Below are 19,806 nucleotides of genomic sequence, written 5' to 3'. Positions count from 1 at the left end.
CCGGCGTCTGCATGGCAACGCTCGGCCCCGGAGCCACCAACCTGGTGACCGCAGCAGCCTATGCGCAACTGGGCGGCATGCCGATCCTGATGGTCACCGGCCAGAAACCGATCAAGAAATCCAAACAGGGCCGTTTCCAGATTCTCGACGTCGTCGACATGATGGGACCGATCACCAAATTCACCCACCAGCTGGCTTCGGCGGATAATATTCCGAGCCGCGTGCGCGAGGCGATCCGTCTCGCCGAGGAAGAAAAACCCGGCGCAACCCATATCGAGTTCCCGGAAGATATTGCCGACGAGGAAACCGATTCCACGCCGATCGCTCCCAGCCTCGCCCGGCGCCCCGTTGCCGAAGCGAAAGCCGTGCGTGCAGCTACCAAGAAAATCGAAAATGCCAAATCCCCGATCATCGTTGTCGGTGGCGGAGCCAACCGCACCACCACTGGCCGCATGCTTACGCAATTTATCGAGAAGACCGGCATCCCCTTTGTCACCACCCAGCTCGGCAAGGGCGTCGTCGACGAAACCCACAAGGAATTCATGGGCTGCGCAGCGCTATCGGCAAACGATTTTGTCCATCGCGCGATCGAATCCGCAGACTTGATCATCAACGTCGGTCATGACGTAATCGAAAAGCCACCCTTCTTCATGGCAACCGGCAGCACAGAAGTTATCCACGTGTCGATGAACAGCGCAGAAGTCGATCCGGTCTATTTCCCGCAGATCGAAGTTATCGGCGATATCGGCAATGCGATCTGGCAGATGAAGGAAGATATCGTTCCCTCCGGCAGCTGGAATTTCGACGCAATGTACAAGGCGCGCCGGGCCGAGGAAGAGCATACGGATTCGATGGACGACGATGTCCGTTGCCCGATCTATCCGCCTCACCTCGTCAAGGTCGTCCGCGAAGCGATGCCGGCCGACGGGATCATCTGCCTCGACAATGGCGTCTATAAAATCTGGTTCGCTCGCAACTACAAGGCGCGTCAGGCGAATACGGTATTGCTCGACAATGCTCTGGCTACAATGGGTGCAGGCCTGCCCTCTGCCATGGCTTCGGCGATGGTCTATCCTGACCGCAAGGTCATGGCGATTTGCGGCGATGGCGGCTTCATGATGAACAGCCAGGAAATGGAAACCGCGGTCCGGCTGAAACTCAACATCACCGTGCTCGTGCTGAACGACAACAGCTATGGCATGATCCGCTGGAAACAGGCGAACATGGGCTTCAAGGATTGGGGCCTGACCTATGGCAACCCTGACTTTGTCAAATATGCCGAAGCTTATGGTGCCAACGGTTACCGGATCACCAGCGCGCAAAATCTGCAGGAAACAATCGACAAATGCCTGAACAGCGAAGGCGTCCATCTGATCGAAGTTCCGGTCGACTATTCCGACAATGATCGCATCTTGAATCACGAGATCAAGGAACTCAGCGCAAAGGTTTGAGTAGGCACCCTATGACAAAGCTAAAAGACGTCTATCCGCTATATCTCAACAATGAAGCGGTCCAGCCCAACACCGACCTGGAAGTCACCGACAAATATACCAATGAAGTCGCTTTCCGGACGGCCTTGGCGACACCCGATGTGATCGAAGAGGCGATCGCGGGTGCCGTATCCGCCACCGAACCGATGGCCAGAATGGCGAGTTATGAACGGCAGGATGTGCTGCAGCATTGTGTCGACCGTTTCAAGGAACGCTATGACGAGCTGGCTTATTCCCTGTGCGTCGAAGCGGGCAAGCCGATCAAGGATGCTGAGGGTGAAGTCGGACGTCTGATCGATACATTCCGCATCGCCGCCGAAGAATCCGTGCGCAACTATGGTGAGGTCCAGCCGCTCGACATTTCCGCGCGCGCAAAAGGCTATATGGGCATGTGGAAGCGCGTTCCGATCGGTCCGTGCAGTTTCATTTCCCCGTTCAACTTCCCGCTCAATCTGGCGGCCCATAAAATTGCACCTGCAATAGCTGTGGGTTGTCCGTTCGTGATGAAACCGGCAAGCAAAACACCGCTGGGTGCGATCATCATGGGCGAGGTTCTGGCAGAGACCAATCTGCCAAAAGGCGCCTTCTCGATTTTGCCCGCAAGTCGAGATGGCGCCGACTTGTTCACCACCGACGAGCGCCTGAAACTGCTTTCATTCACCGGCTCTCCGGGCGTGGGCTGGGATCTGAAAGCCAAGGCCGGCAAGAAGCCTGTCATTTTGGAACTGGGCGGCAATGCAGCCGTCGTCGTCGACGCGGATGCCGATCTCGATGACGCGCTCGAGCGGATCATCTTTGGCGCATTCTACCAGTCCGGCCAAAGCTGCATCGGTGTGCAGCGGATCATCATCCACGAAAGCATCTACGACAAGTTCAAGGACATGCTGGTTGCCAAGACCAAGACACTGGTTGCGGGCGATCCGAAGGAACGCGACACATTCATCGGTCCGATGATTTCCGAAGGCGAAGCAAGCCGACTGCATGGCTGGATCGAAGCCGCTGTTGCGGGAGGCGCAAAGCTGCTGTGCGGCGGCAATCGCAAGGGCAATATGCTCGAGGCAACGCTGCTCGAAAATGTCGACACCAGCTCCGACGCCTATCGCGAAGAAGCATTCGGGCCACTCGCACTGCTCTCGAAATTCAGCGATTTCGGTGCGGCAATGGACGAAGTGAATGACAGCAAGTTCGGTCTGCAGGCAGGCATTTTCACCCGCGATCTGTTCAAGACGCTCGACGCATGGGATCATCTCGATGTCGGCGGTGTGGTGATCAATGATGTGCCATCCTATCGGGTCGACAATATGCCATATGGCGGAGTCAAGGACAGCGGCCTGGGCCGCGAAGGCATCAGATTCGCCATGGAAGACATGACTGAAATCCGTAATCTCGTGATCCGGCGCAAACCGGGCTAGTCGCTCGGCCGACACCGTCTTCGGCAAGATTTACCCCTGGCGAGCCATCGCGCCCGAACGGATGACCGTTGCCTGCAGGCCACATTGGCCTTCCCTCGCTCCTGACCGCTCTCGACAAGGCTCTAAAAAATAAAAGAAATCGGGCATTTTTGTTTGCATTGAGCATGGGTTGGAGGATAGGTATCATGCTCGTTATGGGGAAACGACAAGGGTCGCGTCGTGCTGGATGAGGAGACCGGTTTAAAAACCGGAATGCGCAACGATGCAAATGGGGAAAATAAAATCAGGAATTCCTAGCTGGCCGGTTCTGGCCGCTAGCCTGTTCTGCTCGGCGCTGGTCGGCGCGGCATTGTTCGTCTCGACCATGGCAAGCACCACCCCGGTTGAAGCAGCCAGCGACCTTGCCAGTGGCACCCATCTCGGCGTAGCCTCTTGCGGCGCAACCACCTGCCACGGACGGCAGGAAGCCGACGGCGAGATTGTCAGGCAGGACGAGATCATGCGCTGGCAGGAAGAGTCCACACCCGGCGGGGCCCACAGCCGCGCTTTTCGTGTCCTCCGCGAACCACGCAGCATCGCGATAGCCAAACGCCTCGGCCTCAAGGACGCGGCCTCCGCTTCGGAATGCCTCGGTTGCCACACGACGGACGCAGCACGCAAAGGTCCCCGCTTCCAGACAAATGACGGCGTAGGATGTGAATCCTGCCACGGCGCATCGTCCGGCTGGATTTCGAGCCATTATGCGGTCGGCGCCAGCCATGCCCGCAATGTTGCGCAGGGCCTGATCCCGCTCGACAATCCCAAAGCCCGCGCCAGCGTCTGCCTCGACTGTCATTTCGGCAGCGCCAAAAAAGGCCAGTTCGTCGATCACAAGATCATGGCCGCCGGTCATCCGCGCATTTCCTTCGAAATGGACCTGTTCTCAACGCTGCAACAGCATCATGACGAGGATGTCGATTACGTCCGCCGCAAGGGCCGGACCAACAGCGTCCAGTTCTGGGCCGTCGGTCAGGCAATGGCGCTCGAGCGTTCGCTCAATCTGTTTACCAAGCCGGCCCTCGCCACCGAGGGTATTTTCCCGGAATTCTATTTCTACGACTGCCACAGCTGCCACCGCCGAATCTATGACAGCGCGTCCGCCCGACCGACCTCGATCGACAATCCCGGACGCCCGATTCCCGAAGGCATGCCGCCCTATAATGACGAGAATATGATCATGCTCAGCGCCGCAATCAAAGTTGCTGCGCCGGAAATAGCGGCTGAATTCGACAGCCGCTCCAGAGCATTCCACGCCGCGATGGCGCAAGGCCGCGAACCCGCGGTGCAGGAAGCAGCCAAATTGCGGCAATATGCAACCCAGCTCGCCGACCGCTTCTCCCGCGCCAGCTTTGGCCGGGACCAGACCTTCCAGATCATGGAAACCATTGCCGGTCAGGCGATATCGCCGCGCTTCACCGACTATGAAGGCAGCGTGCAAGCAGTGATGGCCGTCGACACATTGCTCAATGGATTGGTCAACAGCGGCCAGGTTAGTGAGAGCGCCGCCGCCAGCCTGCGCGGGCAGATCAATGTTGCTTATGCCGCTGTTGACGAACCCAATAGTTATGAACCGCTGAAATATCGTCGGGCACTGGGTAGCGCCGTGCGCACGATCCGGTCGCTCCGGTAGAGGATTTGATGATGCGCAAATTCTTCCTGACCTCTGCCCTTTCTGCAGCAGCGCTGGTCCTGACCTCTTGTGGTGGCGGTGGTGACAGCAATGATTTCGGCGGCACGCCTTCGCCCTCGCCTTCCCCGTCGCCCACTCCGACCCCGATTGATGGCAATGGCGGCGCTTATACGCCACCGGCGCAAGAATCGCTCAGCGTTGCCGATGTGCAGACAATCATTGCGCAGGCCGTCGGTGAAGCGACTGCCCGCAATCTGCCTTCGGTTATCGCGGTAACGGACAGGGTCGGTAATGTGCTGGCGGTGTTTGAAATGAACGGCGCAAGGCCGACCGCAACCACCAGCGCGCGCACCGCATTGGGAGCGATCAACAATCCCCTGGTTGATGTTCAGGGCGTCGTTGTGCCAGCAGCAGCAGGCGCTATCGCAAAAGCCGTGACCGGCGCTTATCTGTCCAGTGCCGGCAATGCATTTTCCAGCCGTACCGCCAGTCAGATCGTTCAGGAACATTTCCCGCCCGCCCCGACCACGGCGGGCCTGGAAAGCGGCCCGCTATTCGGCGTACAATTTAGCCAGTTGCCATGTTCCGATTTCAACCAGAGATTTGGCAGCATCGGTACAGCGGCGCTGATCGGGCCAAAGCGTTCTCCGCTCGGCCTGTCCGCCGATCCCGGTGGATTACCGCTGTACAAAAACGGCGTGGTAGTCGGTGCCATCGGTGTGATGGGTGACGGTGACTACGGGTTTGATTCAAACACCCTCGATATTGATGACGATGACGAGGAGGCGATTGCCCTGGCCGGTATTCAAGGCTTCGCTCCACCCGCAGCAGTGACCGCCAATCGCATTTCGGTTGACGGAACGCAGCTTCGGTTCAGTGACGTTGTGGTAAGCGACCTCTCGCCGCTACAAAAAAATTATGCTGCCATTAGCGGCACGGCTGGCGATCTGATCGTTGTTAAGGGCTATGCCTCCAACACCATCATCGCCGGCTCGGCCTATGGCACGGAAGCTTCGGGCATCCGCGCATCTACAGTGGCCGAATTCAAGAACCGCGATGCTTTCGTGATGACCGACGGTGCCGGAGCCAATCGTTTTCCAATTCGCGGTGCGACCGACGCTGCTAACGTTACCACACCGCTGACAGCAGCGGAAACAAGGGCGATATTGGAAGAAGCCTTCATCGTCATGTCGCGCGCACGGGCGCAAATCCGGCAACCGCTCGACAGCCGGGCACAAGTTTCCGTCTCGGTTGTCGACACCCATGGCGAGATACTTGGCATTGTCCGTTCACCCGATGCACCGATTTTCGGAACCGATGTTTCGCTGCAAAAAGCAAGGACAGCCTCGTTCTTTTCCAACAGCGTCGCGGCATCAGACCTGCTCGGCAATCCTGATGGCGATGTTGCCGCCTTTGTCGGACGGGTCAGAACCTTTTTGAACGATCCCAATGCCCTCACCGGTACGGTCGCCTTTGCCGATCGCTCGGGCGGCAATCTCTCCCGCCCCTATTTTCCGGATGGCGAACTGGGTCGTCCCAACGGACCATTGTCGCGCCCGATTGAAGATTTCAACCCCTTCGCGACCGGACTGCAGGCGGCGTTGATCTTCCTCAATCTCGGGCAGCATCTTGCCTTTGTTACCGGAACCGCCCCAATGGACACCCCCATGCGCTGCACCAGCACGCCGGATGCGGTGCCGGGACAGAACCGGCTCGAAAACGGCATCCAGATTTTCCCGGGCAGCGTACCGATTTATCGCGGCAACCAGCTGATCGGCGGACTGGGTGTATCTGGTGACGGTATCGATCAGGATGATATGATCAGCTTTCTGGGACTGCACAACGCGGGACAGCGCATTGGCAGTATCGGTAACGCACCAAAAGCGATGCGGGCAGATAACGTCGTCGTCAATCTCGGCAACGCCAATGTCCGGTTACGCTATATCAGTTGTCCCTTTGCGCCGTTCCTTGACACTGCAGAACAAAATGTCTGCGAGGGTCTGTAGGTCGGATGTCGGGTTTCGCTTCCTCCTTTGTGCCGATCATGGCGGTGATGTCCGGTCAGGCCGAGCAGATGGAGGCCCAGCGCGTCTCGGTCGAGGAAATGGAATCCTCTTTGACCGCCCTGCTCGCAGGGGAAAGATTTGACTGGATAAGTTCAGAAACTGCCGATTTCATCACACAAACGGGCATGGGTGGACCAGATCCGGACGAAGAAGAGGCCGAAACCGACGAAAAAGCTGCGTCTGAGCCGTCCACCCCGAAAGATGCTTCCATGTCTTCCATTTTGGAGCAATCCGAAACGCCGGATCAAATGGAAATGGACTTTGACGGGCTTGATGCTGATGACGCCCTGATCGATGGCCGCCGCCGCCCCGGCGTCCAGAAAAGCCTGCCCGATCTGGTGACCCAGAACAACCCCGGAGCGGTCAGTGCTCCCCCGCCAGAAGCCTTTCCAACCGACGAATTTCCGGTCCCCGATCGCTGGCGGATCATGCAGAGTCTCTGCCCCGCCAAGGGCGGTGATGAATCTATCTATACCCTGTTCGGCGCCTTGCGGAACAACTGCCACAGCACGCTCAACCCGTATAACCAGAATGTGCTCAAGGGCGACAAGCCGATCCCGGCCGACAAGAAACCGGGTTTTCTTAAAGGCGATGACTGGTTCTTTGTGGTCAATGCAATATCCGACACCGTGATTGAACCGCGCAGTTTCCCTATTCCGGTCGGCGTCCAGACCACCGATCGCCCGAACAGTCTCGACGTTTTCGGACGATCCGGCTCTGAGGTTTACGCCCAGACTTTCATCACCGGCTTTGCCCTGATCAAGGGGTCGACCGCTTATAAACCGCCTGACGTGGAATATCGCCTGACGTTGGCGGCGCAGGTCAATCATGTGAATGTACCGGAGCGGCGGGTGTTGTTCGTCGAGCCGTCGAAATCCTCGCATCGCACCGACTGGTTCATCGGGGTGCAGGAAGCCTTTTTCGATTATCATATCCGCAACACTTCAGCGCGCTATGACTTCGACAGTTTCCGTATCGGTATCCAGCCGATGCAGGCAGATTTCCGCGGCTTTCTGTTCCAGGACAACCAACTCGGTTTCCGACTGTTCGGGACCCGCGACAATAACCGGATTCAATATAATCTGGGGGCATTTCTCCAGCTGGAAAAAGACACCAATTCCGGTCTCAACGACATCACCCAGACCCCGCGCGAAAGTTATATTTTCTTCGCCAATCTCTATCGGCAGGATCTACCCTTTGTCGGCCTGACCAGCCAGTTCAGCCTGACCTATAATATGAACCGCGAGAAATCCGACGTCGAGATTGACGACAATGGCTTTCCAGTCCGCCCCGCCTTGCTCGGCGATCTCAGAGGCCGCGCCTATGACGTCGTCTATCCAGGCTATGCCTTTGACGGACGGATCGGACGGATCAATCTGACCGGACAGGTTTACGGTGCCTTTGGCGAGGACCGGAACAGCTTCTTCACCAGCGAACCAGCAAAAATCGCAGCCTATTTCGGCGCAGTCGAAGCCAGTTATGACGTCGACTTTCTTCGATTCCGCGCCTCAGGTCTGATCGCCAGCGGCGACGGCAATCCCTACAATAATGTCGAAGCCGGATTTGACGCGATCTTCGAAAACCCGATTTTTGCAGGAGCCGATACCAGCTACTGGATCCGCCAGACTATTCCTTTCGCCGGTGGTGGTCGGGTCATCTCGATCAACGGCCGCAATGGCATTCTCAATTCCCTCCGTTCCTCCAAGGAACAAGGGCAAAGCAATTTCAACAATCCGGGTACGATATTGGCTGGCGTCGGCGTCGACGCTGACCTGACACCCGACTTCCGGCTATCCGGCAATGCCAACCATCTGTGGTTTCAAAAGACAGACACGCTGCAGGCTCTACGGGTCGAAGGATCGATCCCGAAAGATATCGGCTGGGATCTCAGTATGGCTGCAATCTACCGCCCTAAATCGACGCAAAACATGGTATTCCGCCTATCCGGCGCTGCATTGATACCCGGAAAAGGATTCAAGGATTTGTTCGATCTGACAGACAAGCGAGACTTTCACTATTCGATCTTGCTCAACGCGATATTGGCGTTTTGATGAGCTGGCGGGATGTCATGACCGGCAATAGTAAATTGATCCTCGCAGGACTGGGCGCGCTAGCGTTGACCATCACTCCAGCCTCGCTGTTAATGGCAGCAGGCAAGGAAAAACCGCAAAAAGTCGATTATAGCTTCACGCCCCCTGCTCCCCAAAACCAGACTTGGGAAGAAGCGCAAACCAAGAGCAGTGGTTGCCAGAGCTGTCACACCGATAGCGACCAGAAGACAATGCACGAGACCCCGGCCGTGGTTCTCGGCTGCGTCGATTGTCATGGCGGCGATGCTTCGGTTGTCGGCAACAACAAATGGGGCAAGAACAGCCTGGCCTATATGGATGCGCTGACCAAAGCGCATGTGCTGCCCAAATATCCCGAAAGCTGGCACTGGCCATCTTCTGCCAATCCCAAGCGCAGCTATGGATTGCTGAACAAGGAATCGCCTGAATTTGTCCGCTTCGTCAATCCATCGGACTATCGCGTTGCGCGGGAATCCTGTGGCGCCTGTCATATGGAAATCATTGAGGCTTCAGAACGGTCGCTGATGGCAACCGGTGCGATGCTATGGGGCGGCGCAGCCTATAATAATGGTATTGTACCGTTTAAAAATTACGTCTTTGGCGAGGCTTATACCCGCAAGGGCGAGCCAGCGACGATCAAGTCCCCGGGCAACCCGCATGGCACTGTGACAGATGCCGAGAAGAAACGCGGCGCGCTTCCAATCCTTTATCCGCTGCCGACCTGGCACACGGTACCGCCGGGCGATATTTTCCGTGTGTTCGAGCGCGGCGGCCGGAATATCAACACGCAGTTCCCCGAGATCGGACTGCCCAATATCGGTGGCATCATCCAGCGGCTGGAAGAGCCGGGACGCCCTGACCTCAAACAGTCCAACCGTGGACCCGGTACCGGCCTGCGCGTCGCCATACCGGTGCTCAATATCCATAAGACCCGGCTCAATGACCCGTTCATGTGGTTCATGGGCACCAATGACCAACCGGGCGACTATCGCCAGTCGGGCTGCGCTGGCTGTCATGTCGTCTACGCCAATGACCGCGAACCGCGGCATAGCTCGATCTGGGCGAAATTTGGTCGCGACGGACAGACCAACACCAACGATCCGACGATCAGAAATCTGAAAGAGGGCGAACATCGGTTCGGCAAATTTGGTACTTATGATGCCTCCCACGGTGCCGAAGGCGGCCATGGTGAAGACAAGAAGCCAGCCACAGACACCCATGGTGGAGACGAAGGCCACGGCGATGAACACGCGGTCGAAACCGATCCGGCGAAACGCGAGAAGGGCCATCCGGTCCAGCATGCTTTCACCCGCGCCATTCCGACGGCGCAATGCATGAACTGTCACATGCACCAGCCGAATATCTTCCTGAACAGCTATCTCGGCTACACTATGTGGGATTATGAATCCGACGCGCCTTACATGTGGCCGGGTCCGGACAACAAGTCGCCCAAGCCCGAAGGCATGAGCGACGAGGAATATCAGAAGAAATATAAGCAGCAGAAATATCCCGATGCCGAGGAAGTCCGCAAGGTGCTCGACAGAAACCCCGAAGGCGCGGCTCCCAAAGGTCTCTGGGCCGACATTGATTTCCTGCGCAATGTTTACGACGTCAACAGCGACGCCAAGGATACGCAATTTGCCGACTATCACGGTCATGGCTGGAACTTCCGGGCCGTCCTGAAACGCGATCGCGATGGCAATCTGCTTGACGCCGAGGGCAATCAGGCGAGCTACAGCACCGATACCGAGAATATCGTGGCCAATGACGATCCGGAAAAATTCCGCAAGAAAGGCGAAGGAAAATTCGTCGAACCGGGAGTGAACCCTGGCAAATCTGTCCATATGATGAGCATCCATGCCGAAGTCGGTATGCAATGCGCTGATTGCCATTTCTCGCAGGATAGTCACGGCAATGGCCTGATCTACGGCGAAGTCGCCAATGCGGTCGAAATTAACTGCAAGGACTGCCACGGCACCGCCGACGCTTATCCCAACCTTATGACCAGCAATGTGGCGGCACGACCAAAAGGCAAGAATCTCGGCCTTCTGCGCAACGCCAATGGCGAGCGGCGCTTCGAATGGTTCGAAGACCCCAATGGCAAACGTGTTCTGATCCAGAGGTCCATCGTCGACCCAGAACTGAGCTGGCGGGTCAGCCTGGTCAAGAACAGTGTCGACCGGTCCCATCCTGATTTCAACGTCAAGGCGGCGCGAGCCAAGCTCATGTCCAAAAGCGGAGCAGAAACGGGCAAATTTAGCTTCGGAAGCGGCGTTGCCAAAGACGATCGGGCGCATAAAGACGAGAATATGGTCTGCTTCACCTGTCATCTCAGCTGGACCACCAGCTGTGGTGGTTGCCATCTGCCGATCGAAGCAAACTGGCAGGCCGACAATCACAAATATGAAGGTGGCACGACCCGGAACTACGCGACCTATAATCCCCAAGTTGCCCGAGATCAGATGTTCCAGCTGGGCCGTCACCAGACCACCAAAGGTAATGTCATCGCTCCGGTCCGTTCAACCTCGGCACTGATCCTGTCCTCGACCAACATCAATCGCGAACGCATCTACGTCCAGCAGCCCCCGATTTCCGGTATCGGCTTCTCGTCACAAGCTTTTGCGCCGCATTTCCCGCACACGGTGCGCAAGACCGAAACCAAGCAATGCTCGGATTGTCACGTTAGCGAGGCCAATGACAATAATGCGATCATGGCGCAAACATTGTTGCAGGGCACCAACTTCGTCAACTTCATCGGCCTCCACGCCTGGGTCGGTCTGGAAAAAGGCTTTGAAGCCGTCCGGGTTACCGAATGGGATGAACCACAGGCAGTTATTGGCTCCTATTTGCAAAAATATGCCTATCCTGACTATTGGCGAATGCATGTCGAGGACCATGATCGCGAACTGATTGACTGGGTCCGAGGCGAGCGGCTCGACAAGGATCTGTCCGGCGAGACCAAGGCCCTCGAAGAGTTCAAGAATGTCGTGCAAGGCACCAGTGATGCCGTCCGTTGCCTGCAGTTGCGCGGCGAGTATATGTTTGTAGCCGAAGGCAAAGGCGGGTTCCGCGCTTATGACGTCGCCTCGATAGGCAACAAGGGCTTCTCTGAACGGATCGTCAAAGCGCCCTTCTCCTCTCTTGGCCATGATACTCATGTTGATACCAAGAACGCGACCTGCATGGCACTCGCCACCAACCAGCCGATTGCCCCGCTGCGCAACACCAAGGAATTGCGGGAGGTCAACGAGGAACAGGCTTTCCATCCGATCTACAATTATGCGGTAGTCACCGATAGCGAAGAAGGCCTGATCCTGGTCGACATCAACACTCTTGCCGATGGTGAATTCCGCAATAATTTCTTCAAACGCAGTCTGACCTGGAACGAAGGTGGGGTGCTTGACGGCGCGCAGCATATCACGCTGGCCGGGCACTATGCCTATATTACCACTGCTGCAGGACTGACCCTGATCGATTTGGATGATCCGCTGAAACCCCGTCATGTCATTACCATTCCGATGACAGATGCGCGGGCGTCTGCGCTGCAATTCCGCTATCTCTGGGTAACTGATGTCGACGGCGTGAAACTGTTCAATGTCACCGACATGGAAAATCCGGTTGCCGTACCATCCGGAACCATCCCTCTGCGCAATGCTAGACGTCTCTATCTCGCTCGTACGTATGCCTATATCGCTGCCAAGGATGAAGGCTTGGTGATCGCCAATATCACTCGGCCCGAAGCGCCTACAATATATACGAAAGAAACCTTTGGCGGCACGATGAATGATGCAGAGGATGTGATTGTCGGATCGACCAACGCGACCCTGTTTGCCTATGTCGCCGATGGTCGCAATGGACTGAAGGTGATCCAGTTGACCACACCAGACAGTCAGAAGAACTTTTATGGTTTCTCACCGGAACCGAAGCCGGAACTGATCGCCTTTGCCCGTACGCCCAAACCGGCGCTGGCATTGTCGAAAGGTCTCGATCGTGACCGGGCGGTGGATGAGACCGGCGGGCAGATGGCTGTCTTTGGACGGCTGGGTTCGCGACCGTTCACCCGCAGCGAGATGCAGCGCTTCTACCTGAACAGCAAGGGCAAGCCCTATTTCGTCAGAGACAAGCCGGATATCGCGGACTGGATCGGTCCGGTTCCACCACGGATCGCCAAGCCATAATCGAGCGGGGGCCGGACAGTCCGAAGACGCCGACCCCCTTTCCCCCAATACGCAACTCGAGGGCATCCTGTCCCCTGCGTGGGCTCACGCAGGGGTTTAACTTGACTGGATTATGTGCGGATCAGATCAGCAGTTGCCGTCAATCGCGCGGCCAGCCAATGCGCCGACTGCTCCGCCGATGATCGTACCTTCGGTCTTGCTGCCGCGACCGGCAACTTCATTGCCGAGAAGACCGCCGGCTATCGCACCGATAATTGTACCGCCGGTTCCGCGATCACAACCCCGGTTCCGACTGTTGCTCGAATAGCGATTGTCGCGATAGCGGCGCTGGTCGCGGTAATCGCGGCGATCGCGATCCCGATAGCGGTCGCCACGATAGGTGTCGCCGCGGCGATATTCGCGGCGGCCGTCGTTCCGGACCTGCTCGTAATAGCCGCCATTGGAATATCCGCCACGCGCTTCGGCGGGGGTTGCAAAGGCCATTGTTGCAATGGCTGCGGTCGAAATGGCTAAACTTCCCAAAATCTTGTTGATCATATTCTCTACTCCAAAGCGGGTTTATCCAAACCCGATATAATTGCTGCCCAACAATTGGAGGACTAGCGGAGTCGCTTTGACCGGAGGCTGAATGATGCTTTTATCTCAGGTTCATATTAAGCGGCGTTTTTATGAACAGCCATTAAGGCGACAATGCTAGCGCGGCTTCACAACAATCTGCTGGCTTAGCGGAGCAGGTCTTCCCGCTGCTTGGCGACGTCCTTCATCCCCGCCCAGGGATCGGCTGGTTTCTGGCCAGCCTTGGTCACCTCAGCATCCACCCCGGGTCCAACTTCCGCCGGTGGATCGGCCGCGACGCAATAGGCGGTGACCAGCACCATGGCAGACCACCATAAAGCATTGCCACGGCTGGCGAAGACACGAGAGAGGCGCGGTCCGAACATGGCACTGCCCATAGCAGATCGACGTTAACAGAAGGTCGCCAACCTCAGCAGATTATAGAAACCAAATGTTGGTATAAATTGCCACTATTCAGTTTCCGTTCATATTCGCAGACGCGAGGAATATCGCTATCTAACTGTAACTTATAGATTTTCTTAAACTGGCACAGCCTGTGCAATGTTCTTGGCATCTTCGCAGAACAATTTGTGAAGCACCATATTAAACCAAAAAGGAACCTCAACATGACCAACAGCAACATCCAGAACCAAGTCGCCGCCGCTTTTGCTGCTCTTTTCACCGCCGCCATCTTTGTCAGCGCAAGCGTTGGCCCAGCTGTCAACAATGCCGCCGCTCTGATCGCCTAGACCCCATAAAAGGAACCCAGACCATGTTGTCCCCAAAATTCCAAAACCGCCTCGCTTCAGCTTTTGCCGCTTTCCTCTCGGCCGCTGTCTTGCTCACAGCCTCGATCGGCCCAGCCGTCAACAATAGCGCATCTCTGGTGATCTGATCACCGGAGTTGCCGCTAGCGGCAGGCGCGCAAGAAGGTCACCAGCGCGTCGCCCGACCCTTTGAGATGGACGGAGAATCTGTTGCCGTTCAAATTGACAAAGGCGCGATTGCCCCGCGCCAGCGCCGGAAACAGCGCATGATTATTGGGCAGATAGAATTGCGGCATCGTCAGGTCTTCACCCTCGATCTGAGCCGGTAACATCCGGGCCAAAATGCCGATCGACGCGTCGCCGTCGACCCTGATGGTGAATCCGAACTGGTCTTCCGCGACCATTTCTCGCGGCGTAGCGATGATCATATGCGCGATCCGCACCGATCCATTTTCCAATTTTTCACAGCGCATGGTCCACAGCCGGTTGTCGGTCTCCGGCACCATGAGTGACAGAAGCGCCGATTGGCCATCGCTGTCATTGTGCCAGACCATCCCGAAAGCCTGCCCCGCATCCGGATAGTCTTCGCGCGACGGGATCGTCGGTTTTACCGGTTCGTCGACAATGGTCCCGGATTGGGTAGCAACGCCAGGAGATGCCACCAAAGCGAGAATGACGACGGCGACGGACAAGGTGCATTTTTTCAACATGATAGATGCCCTAACAGCATGACAGGCCAACGGGTAGATGGAGATAGACTCATATTGGTTGTAACCCTCGATTGCTACGGCAGCACCGTGATGACTCTCGATTCCGCTCTTCAAAACAACGACCCGCTTTAACCTCTATTAACAACTCTCCGGTATTTCCAAACGGGTGAACAACATCCGCTGGCCCACCTTCATCACAATCACCGCGGCCCTGTGCACTGCGGTGTTTTTCACGACCTTCCTGATCGGCGGCCCCGCCACCACCAATGCAGCGGTCGCCATTGATCCGCACCGTGCCAGCTTCGGCATCTGCTTTGGCCCGGACCGCTTCACCTGCGTCGTCGACGGCGACACGATCTGGTTCGAGGGTCGCAAGATCCGGATCGCCGATATCAACACCCCGGAAATCTCGAACTCCGGCTGCGCCGCCGAAAAACGGCTGGGCGAGCAAGCGAAGATCAGGTTTCAGAACCTGCTCAACGAGGGTGCCTTCTCGCTCGAAACCACCGACCGCGACCAGGATCAATATGGTCGCGACCTGCGCATCATCACCCGCAGCGGCCACAGCCTGGGCGAGACATTGGTTGCCGAGGGACTGGCAGAACGCTGGCGGGGATATCGCCGCGACTGGTGCTAGCCGGACTGCCCCGCCTTGCGCAAAACCAGCCACGCAAGCGCGAACAACAGCATAAATAGCCCGTCGACCATTGCGCCGACAAATACGGGCCCCATCGCCACCCTGCCCTGTTGATAGAGAATCGCGACCGGCAGGAAAAAAGACAGCTTTTCCAGTATCGCGATTGGAACCAGCGCGCGGTAGCGGGCCGGATCAAGGGCGATCAGGACGAAGATCAGCTGGAACACCAAAGCCAGCCCGATGAAACCGTAATAATATTCCGGTCGGGGGCCTGCTTCTGCAAATAATCCCGGGACCAGCGCGAGGAAGCCCCAGGCGGCGGCGGCGGCAAAAATGATTCGGACAAATTTCATGATAACTCCGACCTGAATTTGACGAACTTTACAGTGTTAAAAGAAAAATTTCCACTCCCCCCGAGAACGCGATTTTCGGCGTTCTTACAGGTGGTTGAACCGGGCGGGCGCGATAGTGTCTCATGAGCGCATCTTTACCACAACGCGATGGTGTAGGACAGATGCCGACAACGAGAATCGCAAGAAGAGATGGCAAATGCGGCGGGCTATGATAATCGGTCGGCATGAAACAATATCGTGAATATATCGGCTGGGGCGCAATCGTCGTTGCGGCGCTCACCTTTCTCCCGCTCCCCTTGCCCACGCTGCCGCCAATGCTGTCCACATCGATATTTCTGCTGCTGCCCGCCATCGGTCCGATATTGATGATGGTCTCCCCGATGCTGCTGTTCGCCGCCGGCATCGGCCTGGCCAAAGGCTGGGACGGCGGACGGAAATTATTCGTGATCTGGTCGGCGATCTCGGGCCTGGCAGCGCTCGCCGGCCTGCAATATGATCCGGTCGGACCTGCGGTTGATCTCGCAGTGATCGGGGCCTGTCTCGCGGTGGTGTTGTGGGGAGACTGGCGGCGGTTGTTGCCGCAGCGGTGAGACCAAAGTTGCCTCCACTTTTTCCTCTCCCATAGGGAGAGGCAAGTGGAGCTTGTCAGCTTGCCTGACTAGCGTAACTCGGTGAGGGGTTGGAACGGTCGAGAGGGTGAAAACCCCTCACCGACTGCGACTAGGTCCATGCGGACCAAGTCTTAGTTGCCTCTCCCTAAGGGAGAGGAAAAAAAAGCTCAACGCCCCCGATATGGCTCACAGGCGATACCGTCATTGTCGCGGTCCAGCCTAGACCGATAGCCGGGGTCGCCTCGACGAAGCGGTGCTACTCCGGCGCTGCGGGCGGCATCGCAATTGCGATAATAGGCGCTCGATTGGGGGCGCTGGATAAAGGTTTGCGGCTTCTCCGCCTGTGCCGGTGTCGACAGGCCGCTTGGCTCATAAAAATATACGCCGCAAAAGGTCAACGCGACCAACTGGATCAGGCCAATATTCTGCAATCTGCTGTTGAACGGCTGTTTGCGCGTCTTGTGGCGGAACGCCGATCGACCGGCATAAGCGCCCAGCGACCCGCCGAACAGGGCAAGCCGGAGAAGCGTTGCCTCAGACACCCGCCACTGAAATTTTTCCGCCTGAATCTTGTCCCAGCCGAACATGACAAATGTCCAGGCGTTGATCAGGACGAAAGCCAGCAGGATGTTGGTCACGGTAAACATGGCGAGAGTTTACAGGATCATGCTTAAAGACCGGTAAAAAGTGGCTTTGACCGAAGCGGCCAGTCGTCCTCGTCCGTTACCCCGGCGCAGGCCGGGGGCCAGTGGATGAAGAAGCCGCTGCGCGACATTTCCTTTGGACTGGATCCCGGCCTACGCCGGGATGACAATTCAGGAGCGGGAAGAGGTTACCCTCCCCTGTTCTACTGACATTTCATCCCGCCGCGATCAATCTCGCGGCCCAGCAGAGCGCCGCCTGCCGCGCCCAATAAAGTGCCGACCGTGCGATCACCATCGGTGTCGATTCCGCGGCCGACGAGAGCGCCGACGGCGCCGCCGATGATCAGGCCGGTTGTGCCGTTGTCGCGCTTGCAATGATAGCGCCCGTCATTGCCGCGCCAGATGCGTTCGTCGCGGCTCACGCGACGGGGCTCGTGATAGCGACCGCGGTCGTCATAGCGGCTCTTGTGCTTGTTCTTGTTTTTGTATTTCCCATAAGCCTTTGCATGGCTGGGCGGATCGGCCAGCACAGCGGCGGCGGGCACGACCAGAGAGGCGGCGGCGATGGACATGAGGATATTGCGCATGATGTAACTCCCGTTGCGGTTCTTCTTATAACGTGACCGGGATTTACAAGTTGCAATATGAACGGCCTGTGACGCGAAACACCCGCACCGGCGGCCCATCGCGCCCCAGCCTCGCTTTAGCCCCGCTTGCTGTCGACGCTCCAGATACCGGCACCGCGCGCGGCGATATAGAGGAAGATGAAGCAGTAGAGCACGACCAGTTCGCCGCCATTGGCAATCGGGAACAGGCCGGTCGAGCCATGCGCCATCCAGTAAGCCGCTGCGCTCAGGCCGCTGGCGACGAAGGCGACGGGACGGGTGAACAGCCCCAGCGCGATCATCGCGCCGCCGACCAGCTCGATCCCGCCGGCGACATACATCAGCGGGTTCATCGGATATTCGAAGGCTATCGGAAAGCCGAAAAACTTGTGCACGCCATGCGCCATGAACAACAGCCCCGCGACGATCCGCAGCAGCGCGTAACTATGCTCGGTATATCCATCCAGAAATTTCATGATTTTTCCTCCCCTGTTTATGAGCGCCGAAGCTATGCCAAGCCCGTCGTAGCGTCAATGCGGGAAATGAAGGTGTCGCGCGCGCCTTCGTCATCCTGAACTCGTTTCAGGACCTCGTCCGATTGTGCGCTCTGCCGATGGAGGTCCTGAAACAAGTTCAGCATGACGATGTTGTTACTCCGCTCCACGGAACAAATCCCCTGCCCTCGTGTTGAAAGACCAACAGAAAGAGGAACATCATGACCGACAAACGCAACATCAACCAGTCCCAGCACGACGACGCGCAGGCCCAGAAATTTGCCGAGAACGCGCAGCAGCACACCAGGGCCAAGCGCGAGGATATCGCCGACAGCACGCACGGCGGCCACACCGACCCCGCGCAGATCATTCCCGGCGATACCCAGGACACGGTCGACCATATGAAACAGATGGTCGAAAGCGGCCGCATCGAAGGCGGCGCCTTTGCCGGCGAGCGCAATGATGATGACGAGGAAAGCGACCTCGGCATATTGGACGAAGCGGAGGATGATGCGCCGTTGAGCGAGAAGGGCGGCGCGGATTTTGGGAATTCGGGGTGAGGGCTCGACCAAGCTAATCGTCATCCTGAACTTGTTTCAGGACCTCTCAAGGGTGCGCGCTCTGCCGGAAGGGATCCTGAAACGAGTTCAGGATGACGAGAGGCGGAATTGATGCGGTGTTACGGTAATCTCGTGCTGATTCCATTTTCTTCGAGCAATTCAAGCATCCTTTTCTCCTGCTGCACCCTCTTCCATGGATCGTCGGAAAGGCCTTCAAGTGAGTAGTAATAGCAGGTCTTCAAAGAGGTCTTAGTAGCCGGAACAATATTATCTTCGAACATCTCGCTCATTTCAAGTTCCGAAGAGCTACAGGGTTTTGTTGAACTAAGTATTGTTGCACCACCGATAGAAAATTGAAAAATAGAAAAGACTCCAAATAACATGGCTAAAAAAATTTCGAACCGAGGCTTGAAAATATATCTCAGATGCCGTTTTTGTGGAGGTTCTGCAATTCCGGTTTCAGCATAATTGAGGTCTAGAATAAGTGACTGTCGAATGCTAATTCCAACAAGAGTAGCGGTACCAGCAAGAAGAGCAAAAACAAGACCCAGAAAAAAGCTACTCGTGGCGTCGGCTAAGGCATCTGGATGTAGTCCAAGATTGATAGAAGCAATCAAAGCTCCGGAATTTAGCGTTATCAGAGTAGCAAGAAGCCATTTTTGAATTGATCCACTGATATCGTTCCAATGGCTTTGATACTCACCAACAACTTTTTTGACCGCCTCGATTTCTCCAGAAGTAGCTAATTCCTTTGGCTCGGCTGATTCTAACACTACTCCGCAGCAACCCCTGCTTCTTCAAACATATCCGGCCCGTCATCAACCGGCGCGTCTTCGTTCGCGACCTTGCCCTTGCGCTGGTCAAAGCTCGACCAGACGTCGTTCCACTCGCCCTTGGTCGCGCCTTTTGAATATTCGGTGGCGCGGGCTTCGAAGAAATTGGCGTGCTCGACGCCGTTGAGCAATGGCGCGAGCCATGGCAGCGGG

The 19,806-nt window shown here is 56.8% G+C and carries 19 protein-coding genes and 1 pseudogene; 10 read left to right on the top strand and 10 right to left on the bottom strand.

Annotation, left to right across the window (positions count from 1 at the left end; genetic code table 11):
* The 6 genes from V7680_RS11565 to V7680_RS11540 all read left to right on the top strand — a co-directional run.
* On the top strand, positions 1-1,451 hold a 1,451-nt coding region (locus V7680_RS11565), incomplete at its 5' end, for an acetolactate synthase large subunit (protein WP_335653427.1).
* 11 nt (positions 1,452-1,462) lie between these two features.
* Entirely contained in the window at positions 1,463-2,902 is a 1,440-nt protein-coding gene (locus tag V7680_RS11560; protein WP_335653426.1) for an aldehyde dehydrogenase family protein, read from the top strand.
* Between the two features lie 268 nt (positions 2,903-3,170).
* On the top strand, positions 3,171-4,571 hold the full coding sequence (locus tag V7680_RS11555; RefSeq protein ID WP_442955010.1) for a multiheme c-type cytochrome: 1,401 nt from the start codon (positions 3,171-3,173) through the stop codon (positions 4,569-4,571).
* 8 nt (positions 4,572-4,579) lie between these two features.
* Positions 4,580-6,577, top strand: coding sequence for a heme-binding protein (locus V7680_RS11550; RefSeq protein WP_442955008.1), 1,998 nt, complete (start codon positions 4,580-4,582; stop codon positions 6,575-6,577).
* Positions 6,578-6,885: 308 nt separating this feature from the next.
* Positions 6,886-8,688: a hypothetical protein gene (locus V7680_RS11545; RefSeq protein ID WP_442955011.1), complete on the top strand. Its 1,803-nt coding sequence runs from the start codon at positions 6,886-6,888 to the stop codon at positions 8,686-8,688.
* A complete protein-coding gene (locus V7680_RS11540) occupies positions 8,688-12,884 on the top strand; it encodes a hypothetical protein (protein ID WP_335653425.1) in 4,197 nt (1,398 codons plus the stop codon). The genes V7680_RS11545 and V7680_RS11540 overlap by 1 nt, the downstream gene beginning before the upstream one ends.
* A gap of 126 nt (positions 12,885-13,010) precedes the next feature.
* On the opposite strand, the gene V7680_RS11535 is transcribed toward V7680_RS11540, so the two are convergent.
* The gene (locus V7680_RS11535) at positions 13,011-13,421 is read right to left on the bottom strand and encodes a glycine zipper 2TM domain-containing protein (RefSeq protein ID WP_335653424.1); all 411 of its coding nucleotides are present in this window, start codon (positions 13,419-13,421) and stop codon (positions 13,011-13,013) included.
* 185 nt (positions 13,422-13,606) lie between these two features.
* Positions 13,607-13,825, bottom strand: a complete 219-nt coding sequence (locus V7680_RS11530) for a hypothetical protein (RefSeq protein ID WP_335653423.1) — start codon at positions 13,823-13,825, stop codon at positions 13,607-13,609.
* Positions 13,826-14,065: 240 nt separating this feature from the next.
* Here V7680_RS11530 and V7680_RS11525 point away from each other — a divergent pair, with 240 nt between their 5' ends.
* Entirely contained in the window at positions 14,066-14,188 is a 123-nt protein-coding gene (locus V7680_RS11525) for a hypothetical protein (protein WP_335653422.1), read from the top strand.
* A gap of 161 nt (positions 14,189-14,349) precedes the next feature.
* Here the strand turns inward: V7680_RS11525 and V7680_RS11520 are convergent, their stop codons facing one another.
* On the bottom strand, positions 14,350-14,916 hold the full coding sequence (locus tag V7680_RS11520; protein WP_335653421.1) for a hypothetical protein: 567 nt from the start codon (positions 14,914-14,916) through the stop codon (positions 14,350-14,352).
* 166 nt (positions 14,917-15,082) lie between these two features.
* Here V7680_RS11520 and V7680_RS11515 point away from each other — a divergent pair, with 166 nt between their 5' ends.
* Positions 15,083-15,553 carry a thermonuclease family protein gene (locus tag V7680_RS11515; RefSeq protein WP_335653420.1) on the top strand — a complete coding sequence of 157 codons (471 nt, stop codon included), beginning with the start codon at positions 15,083-15,085 and terminating at the stop codon, positions 15,551-15,553.
* On the opposite strand, the gene V7680_RS11510 is transcribed toward V7680_RS11515, so the two are convergent.
* On the bottom strand, positions 15,550-15,906 hold the full coding sequence (locus V7680_RS11510; protein ID WP_335653419.1) for a hypothetical protein: 357 nt from the start codon (positions 15,904-15,906) through the stop codon (positions 15,550-15,552). The genes V7680_RS11515 and V7680_RS11510 overlap by 4 nt on opposite strands.
* Before the next feature lie 224 nt (positions 15,907-16,130).
* Between V7680_RS11510 and V7680_RS11505 the strand changes: the two genes are divergently transcribed.
* Positions 16,131-16,496 carry a hypothetical protein gene (locus V7680_RS11505; RefSeq protein ID WP_335653418.1) on the top strand — a complete coding sequence of 122 codons (366 nt, stop codon included), beginning with the start codon at positions 16,131-16,133 and terminating at the stop codon, positions 16,494-16,496.
* 188 nt (positions 16,497-16,684) lie between these two features.
* Here V7680_RS11505 and V7680_RS11500 read toward each other — a convergent pair whose 3' ends face one another.
* The 4 genes from V7680_RS11500 to V7680_RS11485 all read right to left on the bottom strand — a co-directional run bounded on the left by V7680_RS11500 (position 16,685) and on the right by V7680_RS11485 (position 18,406).
* Complete coding sequence (locus tag V7680_RS11500) at positions 16,685-17,164, bottom strand: DUF1294 domain-containing protein (protein WP_335653417.1); 480 nt, start codon at positions 17,162-17,164, stop codon at positions 16,685-16,687.
* A 200-nt stretch (positions 17,165-17,364) separates the two neighbouring features.
* A complete protein-coding gene (locus V7680_RS11495; protein ID WP_335653416.1) occupies positions 17,365-17,748 on the bottom strand; it encodes a glycine zipper 2TM domain-containing protein in 384 nt (127 codons plus the stop codon).
* Positions 17,749-17,864: 116 nt separating this feature from the next.
* Entirely contained in the window at positions 17,865-18,242 is a 378-nt protein-coding gene (locus tag V7680_RS11490; protein ID WP_335653415.1) for a DoxX family protein, read from the bottom strand.
* A 32-nt stretch (positions 18,243-18,274) separates the two neighbouring features.
* On the bottom strand, positions 18,275-18,406 hold the full coding sequence (locus V7680_RS11485; protein ID WP_335653414.1) for a hypothetical protein: 132 nt from the start codon (positions 18,404-18,406) through the stop codon (positions 18,275-18,277).
* A gap of 75 nt (positions 18,407-18,481) precedes the next feature.
* Between V7680_RS11485 and V7680_RS11480 the strand changes: the two genes are divergently transcribed.
* Positions 18,482-18,820 (top strand): hypothetical protein, encoded by a 339-nt coding sequence (locus V7680_RS11480; RefSeq protein ID WP_335653413.1) that lies wholly within the window; start codon positions 18,482-18,484, stop codon positions 18,818-18,820.
* A 119-nt stretch (positions 18,821-18,939) separates the two neighbouring features.
* Here V7680_RS11480 and V7680_RS11475 read toward each other — a convergent pair whose 3' ends face one another.
* Positions 18,940-19,593, bottom strand: coding sequence for a hypothetical protein (locus tag V7680_RS11475; RefSeq protein WP_335653412.1), 654 nt, complete (start codon positions 19,591-19,593; stop codon positions 18,940-18,942).
* Positions 19,593-19,806 (bottom strand): annotated as a pseudogene (locus V7680_RS11470) (ribonucleotide-diphosphate reductase subunit beta); the annotation flags it as partial. The pseudogene V7680_RS11470 and the gene V7680_RS11475, both read right to left, overlap by 1 nt.

Source organism: Parasphingorhabdus sp., from assembly GCF_036963705.1.
GTDB lineage: Bacteria > Pseudomonadota > Alphaproteobacteria > Sphingomonadales > Sphingomonadaceae > Parasphingorhabdus.
This window is presented reverse-complemented; position numbering and strand designations above follow the sequence as displayed.